6 protein-coding genes are annotated in these 6,936 nt (G+C 34.0%); all 6 read left to right on the forward strand.

Annotation, left to right across the window (positions count from 1 at the left end):
* Positions 1-4: 4 nt before the first annotated feature.
* Complete coding sequence (locus BLT94_RS13035; protein WP_092234848.1) at positions 5-1,558, forward strand: TM1802 family CRISPR-associated protein; 1,554 nt, start codon at positions 5-7, stop codon at positions 1,556-1,558.
* Positions 1,559-1,562: 4 nt separating this feature from the next.
* The gene (locus BLT94_RS13040) at positions 1,563-2,012 is read left to right on the forward strand and encodes a hypothetical protein (RefSeq protein WP_092234851.1); all 450 of its coding nucleotides are present in this window, start codon (positions 1,563-1,565) and stop codon (positions 2,010-2,012) included.
* Entirely contained in the window at positions 2,005-2,937 is a 933-nt protein-coding gene (gene cas7b, locus BLT94_RS13045) for a type I-B CRISPR-associated protein Cas7/Csh2 (protein ID WP_092234854.1), read from the forward strand. The genes BLT94_RS13040 and cas7b overlap by 8 nt, the downstream gene beginning before the upstream one ends.
* Before the next feature lie 15 nt (positions 2,938-2,952).
* The gene (cas5, locus tag BLT94_RS13050) at positions 2,953-3,828 is read left to right on the forward strand and encodes a CRISPR-associated protein Cas5 (protein WP_092234857.1); all 876 of its coding nucleotides are present in this window, start codon (positions 2,953-2,955) and stop codon (positions 3,826-3,828) included.
* Entirely contained in the window at positions 3,797-6,097 is a 2,301-nt protein-coding gene (gene cas3, locus BLT94_RS13055; protein WP_245743123.1) for a CRISPR-associated helicase Cas3', read from the forward strand. The genes cas5 and cas3 overlap by 32 nt, the downstream gene beginning before the upstream one ends.
* 82 nt (positions 6,098-6,179) lie before the next feature.
* Positions 6,180-6,740, forward strand: a complete 561-nt coding sequence (gene cas4, locus BLT94_RS13060; protein ID WP_092234863.1) for a CRISPR-associated protein Cas4 — start codon at positions 6,180-6,182, stop codon at positions 6,738-6,740.
* Positions 6,741-6,936 lie beyond the last annotated feature (196 nt).

Below are 6,936 nucleotides of genomic sequence, written 5' to 3' on the forward strand. Positions count from 1 at the left end.
AATAATGAGCCTGTCTTACAAATTATGGAAAATCGGTAGCATACTTTCGGAAAAAGATATTAAGGAAGTGATTAAAATAAATCCTGATGCAAATTCTAATGGCGGAGAGGAACAGGAGTACATCAATCTTAATTTTAATATTAAAGAATCAAAAGTCATTTCTTTGGAATTGAACAAGAACTCAATTTCTAAAGACAAAATGTTTTTTACAAAAAAAATGGGCGGTGCAGGAGGAGGAATTTATTACCTTTATCCAAACCTTCAATTGAAATTAAAAGAAAAAGAAAGCATTAAAACCAAACTACCTCTTCTTATCAATACCATGAAAAAAAGTGTCCTCTGTTTTTCACAAAACAGGAATCAGGAATTGTCTCAGGCTGTTGTTGATTTTTTTGATAATAATACTACTGATGATGTCATCGCCTCATTGGATAAAATTATAGGTGGTTATTTTTGGTTCTGGATATCTATCAACGGTCGAACCCTGCCGGAAAGCATGCCTGAAATATGGACAAGTTGGTTTGAAAAACCTGTCAATAAACTGAAAGAGTCAGGGCCGGGATATGATATTTTCACGAATCAGGAAACTCTAGTAGGATACCGTCCTGAATTCAAAATTTTTTCTTATGACCAGTATCATGATTCTTTAAACTACAGAGTAAAAGAAAACCTTCCCTTGTCCCTTGAAAGTGCAGGGAATATAAAACTTGCCTGGATCTATATTCTTGAAAAGCTGATTTTTTTTTATAAAGGTTTGGAATATATAATTATTCCCAACATGATATCTGATGATCCAAAAGCCTATCAGAAAATTTTAGACCGGCTGGTTCGAGCCAATAATGCGACAAAAAGAAAACCCGGGAAGCTGGACGCTCTTTGGAAAGAAGAAAAAAAATTAAAAAGCGCTTTGGATAGGTTGAAAAAGAAGCTCGGACGCAAAAAGACCGCTGAGACAAAACAGGTCGGTGAAATTGCGGGAATGAATAAAGAATATAAAGAAACCATTGCCCAGATTACCACTATGGATACAGGATTGATAACGGAATTTAATGAGCAGGCCGATCAGTTGGCTGATTTAAAGAATTCCGTTACCCTTGATTTTATCTTTACAACAATAAACCGGACAAATCTTTCTTTTGAGGTGAAAGGGGCTATTGAAGATGTTGTCCCCAGCCGACTGGCAAAGCTTGTGGATGTAATGAAATCATTCGGTATTGAAGATAATATTACATTGCATTCAAAGAACAGAGACAAAATTTATCTCCAAGACTATTTTAACCGTGATGAACTCTACTTTGTCATAAACAAATCCCAAAAACAGAACAAAAATCGTATCTTGCAGGAACGATTGCACCTGGCCCGTCTTCTGCTCACAGACGAAAAAATAACAACAGAGGATCTTCTGACACGATTTGAATTTCACAGAGAATCTGATTACGCACATAAAAAACGAATTAATAACGGAATAAGGGATTGGATTAATTTTCCCGAAAATTATACCCGTCAGGAAAATAAAGTAATGAAATTTTTTCATGCAATAAAAAAAATCAAGGAGTGACTGCATGCCGGAAAAGAAAAGTTCATTTAATGATTGTTTTCTTCTAAGAAAGAAAACGGATACTACAGGTTTTTATGGGAAATCTGCCATCCAAAAAGCTTATTTTATCGGGGCATATGCCAAGGCAGTGATTAACCATTCTTTTTATTCTCCTGTCAGCAAGGAGAATACCACTTTTAAAAACTGGCTTTCAAGCCAGATTATCAATTACAGAAATTTGGATCGGATTTTCGAGATGGCGTTCAGATATGAGCAAAAACTAAAGTTAAGAATTCGAAATGATTCAGAGGTGCGTAAACTTGCTCATGAAATACCTGAATCCAAATCAAGAGGGATATCCAGTTCAAAAATTGCCTATGCATTTGTGGCAGGGTTTGATGATTACGGGAAATTTTCAAAGGCAGAGCAGGCAAAAGAAGATGAAGAAAAAAACAAAGGAGAAAAAGATGAATAATCGTGCAAAACACAGTGAAATACTTTTTATTTGGGATGCAAGAATGTGTAATCCTAACGGTGATATGGCAAGTGACAATGCACCCAGGTTTGATGATGTGGATGAAAAGGCAATTGTCAGTGACGTCCGCGTTAAACGAACCATCCGGGATGATCTTCAATACCGGAAGCAGGAATTGATCTATATTAACAATGATGAAATTATTTCCAACGGGCTTAATGCTGAAGACCGTTTTAAACAGATAAAAGATAAAAGTGATTTAAAAGATCCTTTGGATGTTTTTTTAACCTGTATTGACAATAGGCTGTTTGGTGGAGTGGCACCGAAAAGCAATATCCAGCTGGTCGGACCGGTTCAGTTTTCATGGACAAAATCGTTGAATAAAACAGAAACAGTTCTTAAATCAGGCACTGGTGCTTTTGCGACAAAGGGAAAGGATGGTGAAGTAAAAAACACAAAAACCTTTCGTGCGGACAATTATATCCCTTATGGACTTTTTGCAATGTATGGCACTATTAACAGACTCCAGGCATTTAAGGCTGGCACAACAGAAGAGGATATCCAGAAAATGCTGGATTCCCTCTGGTTCGGTACTAAATTGCTCACTACCAGGAGCAAGGTGGGGCAAAAATCAAGGATGCTCATAAGGATCATTTACAAAGAGGACAATAGTTATTTTATAGGTCTTCTGGATGAATTGATCGGGTTGGGCAATGAAGATAGTGACTTAATAAGACAGGTCAGTGAGGCTGAACTGGATTTTTCAAATTTTATTTCGACCGTTAACAAGGCGGAATCTTATATTGACTCTGTTGAAATCGTCTGTGATGATTCATTGCAACATTATAAAACTGAACTTAAACAAATCAAGAATGTGAACATAATGGATGAAGTTGAATTTGCATCTCTTGGTCGTCAGAGCTGATAATTTGAGGTGCCTATGTTTTGTTTTAAATTATGGAGTCAATTCGGGGTGTTCAGAGATCCATTGACCATTACCCAGAATCTTACTTTTCCTATTCCGCCTAAAACAACAATCGGGGGGATGCTGGCATCAATATTGGGAATTGATTATAATGCGTATTTCAATGACCCGGAATATTTTGATTTTAAATATTCCCTGGTGCTTGAAAAACCGATCAGGAAAAAAAGCTTTGCCCAAAATTATGTAGCCGATTATACAAAGGGATCGGAAACGAAAATCAGCATCATGGGAAAATATTTAAACACCAGGAAAAAATACAATGAGATGGTTCAGGAAAAAATGCGATTGGAAGATTCTACTGATCGATCCAAAAAAGAAGAAAATTTTTTAATGACTGCGGATAAAAAGATTGAAACCGAATTTAAAAAGTTTGAAAAAAATTCGGATAAGTTTTCTAAGTTGCTTAGCAGCAGTTTCAGGTCACCAAAGCCAATCTTCAGAGAGCTGCTCATTGAGCCGGAATATTTCATTTTTGTAAAAGATTTTAAATATGAAGAACAAATTATCCCTTATCTTCAGAACCATTTCAGTGAATTCTCATTTTATATGGGGAACAGTGAGTTTCCGGCTAACTACAGGTTGTTGGCCTGTAAATGGGAACTGGAGACATCAGACATTCTGAACACGTTTACATCAAAACCATCAGCAATCGTTTTCGAAGAGGAGAAAAAATATACCAATGTTTATATGGCTACCAAAACTATTGGAAAAAGAGAATATAGAGAGTATAAAAATCTTATCCTATGTGACAAACCTATAAGGCTAAAAGATAAAATTCAGACCTATGCCATCAAAACCGATGCAGGAAAATATTATTGTGAATTTGTTTGATATTGATAAAAAATATTTGTCCCATCCCGATTATCCTATTCAAGAGCATTTGTCCAATATTGCAGCTTCCTTTGGGGAAGATACCCACAAGGAGGCTGCATTTTTTCATGATATTGGAAAACTTACGGAAGAATTTCAAAAATATATAAAAAATCCTGACCATGGAAGGCGTACGACCCATGCCCTTGAAAGCGCTTTGATCTATTTGGCAAATAAAAATTATAGTATCACTTCTGAATCATTTGCCATTTTTTACGCTATCATGAAACACCATGGTGATCTTGAAGACACTAATGCTTTTTTATATGATAAGCTTTCTTTTATAGATGATTTGTTAGAAAAATATCCTGATATTGAAAAAAAGTTAGAAAAAATTTGTGATCGAAGCGGCCTGCTATTAGATTCGGATCTTGATGAAATTTGTTCTTTATTTGACCAAGAGGATTTTATACAGGAACATGATCTTGCATTGTTTCATAATTATTTTTTAATTAAGGATATTTTTTCCAAATTAATTTTTTCAGATAAATATGAAGCCATTTTTAAGGAATCCTATTCAGAAACGAAATCGTATCAATGGAAAATATATATTGCAAATCTTGTTGAATTAGTTGAATCAAAAGACAATAAAATGGCTTTTGTAAGAAATCAGGCCCGCGAAGAAATCATCGACACTTACAGCAGGAATAAAGATAAAAGTATTTATATAATTGAAGCGCCTACCGGAATCGGAAAAACATTTTCAGCATTGCATCTTGCTCTCAAAATTTGTCATGATAAAAATAAAAAAAGAATCATTAATGCACTGCCCATGACATCCATAATTGATCAGACACATGAAGAATACAGCTGCATTCTGGAAAAGAGCGGGTTGCTTAAGTTTCATCATTTAACCCATTCAAAAAATTATATCTCACATGATAATGAAGAGAGAAACGAAAAAGAGTCTTCGTCCAGCCAACAAAACGATTTTATTGCTATGTCATGGTCTTCTGACATGGTTATCGTGACTACTTTTAATCAGCTCTTAAATATTTTTTATTCAAATAAGAACAGGGATCTTGTTAAATTTTGGACAATTCGAGATTCTGTTATCATTTTGGATGAAATACAGGCAATACCAAGGATACTGATTCAGGATCTGGCAAAGACAATAACTTATCTATCAAAAAAATTTAATATTGATTTTATTTTAATGTCAGCTACAATTCCAGCAATCAAGCAACTTATCCCTCAGAGCATGATAGCTGAATTGCTTGACAACCGGTATTTTCAAATGGATTTCAACAACCGGTATTCGATTCAGATCAATACTCAGATCAATGATATAGAATCCCTTCTTGCGGCAACAAAAGCTAATTATAAAAACAATCGCTCTTTATTGTGTGTGGTAAATTCAAAAAAACTGTCATTAGATCTCTATAGCGAATTAAAAAAAAATTTTCAAAAAGATAATCCATCTTCTGAGTTGTTTTTTTTAAATACTAATTTTATCCCAAAACACAGAGCTGAGATTATTGGTACTGTAAAAAAAAGATTACAAAGTCATAAAAAAACTTTGCTCGTCTCAACACAAGTTGTTGAAGCCGGTGTTGATCTTGATTTTGATTTTGGTATCAGGGAATTTGCTCCTCTTTACTGTATGATTCAAGCCGCCGGTCGTATAAATAGAGAAAATAGAGATGGTCTAAACAAGAGTGCTAAATTGTTAGTAACGGATAAAATAGGCTATTGCCCATATCATTCTAAAGATTTGTTGAAAGAAGAAATTTTAGAATTATTTTCTTCAGAGATAAATGAAAATAGAATACTACCGCTTCTTAAAAAATATTTTCAGATCGCTTTAGACAGGACACCAAAAGAACCTTTATTGCATCAGAATATGGAACTGCTTGAATTCGAAACTGTATATAATACTTATTTAAATCACTTTATGCGAGCAATTCCGAACCTATCTTCTGTTTTTATTGAAATAGAAAAAGATCTGTATCAATCATTTTTTTTGAAAATTGATAGACTGTATGAAAGAATGAAACTTTCAGGGAACTCCCTTGAAGAAAAAATGGAATTTAAGAGCCGTTTGAAAGGTATATTCAAAGAACTTTCCCAATATGTTATAAATGTTTCCATGGATGAAACAGCCGGGCTGCAAGATTTTCATAAAATAGTTCAGATCAAAGTCTGTCCATATGAATTTGTTAGGAACGAAACAAAATATTCTATTGTAAAAGGTTGGTCAGGGGAAAAAACATTAACAATAAATTTTTAACACAGTTTGGAAAATAATCGACAAAAAAGAGGGGTAGCCTATTTTAAGTTATCAACAAAATGAAATATCAATAACGCCTTCAATGCTCATTGAATATACATTCTGTCCTCGGTTTATCTATTTCATGATTGCTTTAGATATTCCCCAGAGAGAAGAAAAACGGTTTAAAGTGATTAAAGGGCGGAATATTCATGAAGAAAAAGCAAGGAGAAATAAAGATTATTTGCGTAAAAAGCTTGGTGTGGTCGAAACTCAAAGCAATATTTATCTTTCATCAAGTAAATATCATCTCAGGGGGGTAATTGATGAGGTATTGTCTTTTGCTGATAATACCATGGCCCCTCTTGATTTTAAATATGCACAATATAAAGATATTAATTATAAGACACACAAAATTCAGGCATTGTGTTACTCTCTCCTGATCGAAGACAATTACGGCAAAATATCAAACAGAGCATATATTGTATACACAAGATCGAAAAACAAACTCATTGAATTAGAGTTGAGAGGAAAAGATAAATTAGAATTGAAAAAAAGTATCCAAGAGGTTATTCACATTATCAAGACAGGATTTTACCCTAAGCGGGCATCATCTATAAAACGATGTGCTGATTGCTGTTACAAAAATATTTGTGAATGCTGAAAAATATATAAAATATGAAATGAATACAATGACTTTTCATTGCTTTGGCAAATTAGAACTAATGCGGAATCCAATATTATTGACTGAAAATTTTATAGTATGGATCTTTGAAAATTTATTTAACTTTCTTGAAATTAAAGGGAATTTCCGAAAATGAGGTCTGAACACCATATCCAGAAAAACAAGGATTGAAACC

Source organism: Desulfobacula phenolica (assembly GCF_900105645.1).
GTDB classification, from domain to species: domain Bacteria; phylum Desulfobacterota; class Desulfobacteria; order Desulfobacterales; family Desulfobacteraceae; genus Desulfobacula; species Desulfobacula toluolica.

Excerpts from the sequence above, each read along its gene's own strand:
- cas3 (WP_245743123.1), top strand. The coding sequence starts at position 3,797 with ATGCAGGAAAATATTATTGTGAATTTGTTTGATATTGATAAAAAATAT.
- BLT94_RS13040 (WP_092234851.1), top strand. The coding sequence starts at position 1,563 with ATGCCGGAAAAGAAAAGTTCATTTAATGATTGTTTTCTTCTAAGAAAG.
- BLT94_RS13035 (WP_092234848.1), top strand. The coding sequence starts at position 5 with ATGAGCCTGTCTTACAAATTATGGAAAATCGGTAGCATACTTTCGGAA.
- cas5 (WP_092234857.1), top strand. The coding sequence starts at position 2,953 with ATGTTTTGTTTTAAATTATGGAGTCAATTCGGGGTGTTCAGAGATCCA.
- cas4 (WP_092234863.1), top strand. The coding sequence starts at position 6,180 with ATGCTCATTGAATATACATTCTGTCCTCGGTTTATCTATTTCATGATT.
- cas7b (WP_092234854.1), top strand. The coding sequence starts at position 2,005 with ATGAATAATCGTGCAAAACACAGTGAAATACTTTTTATTTGGGATGCA.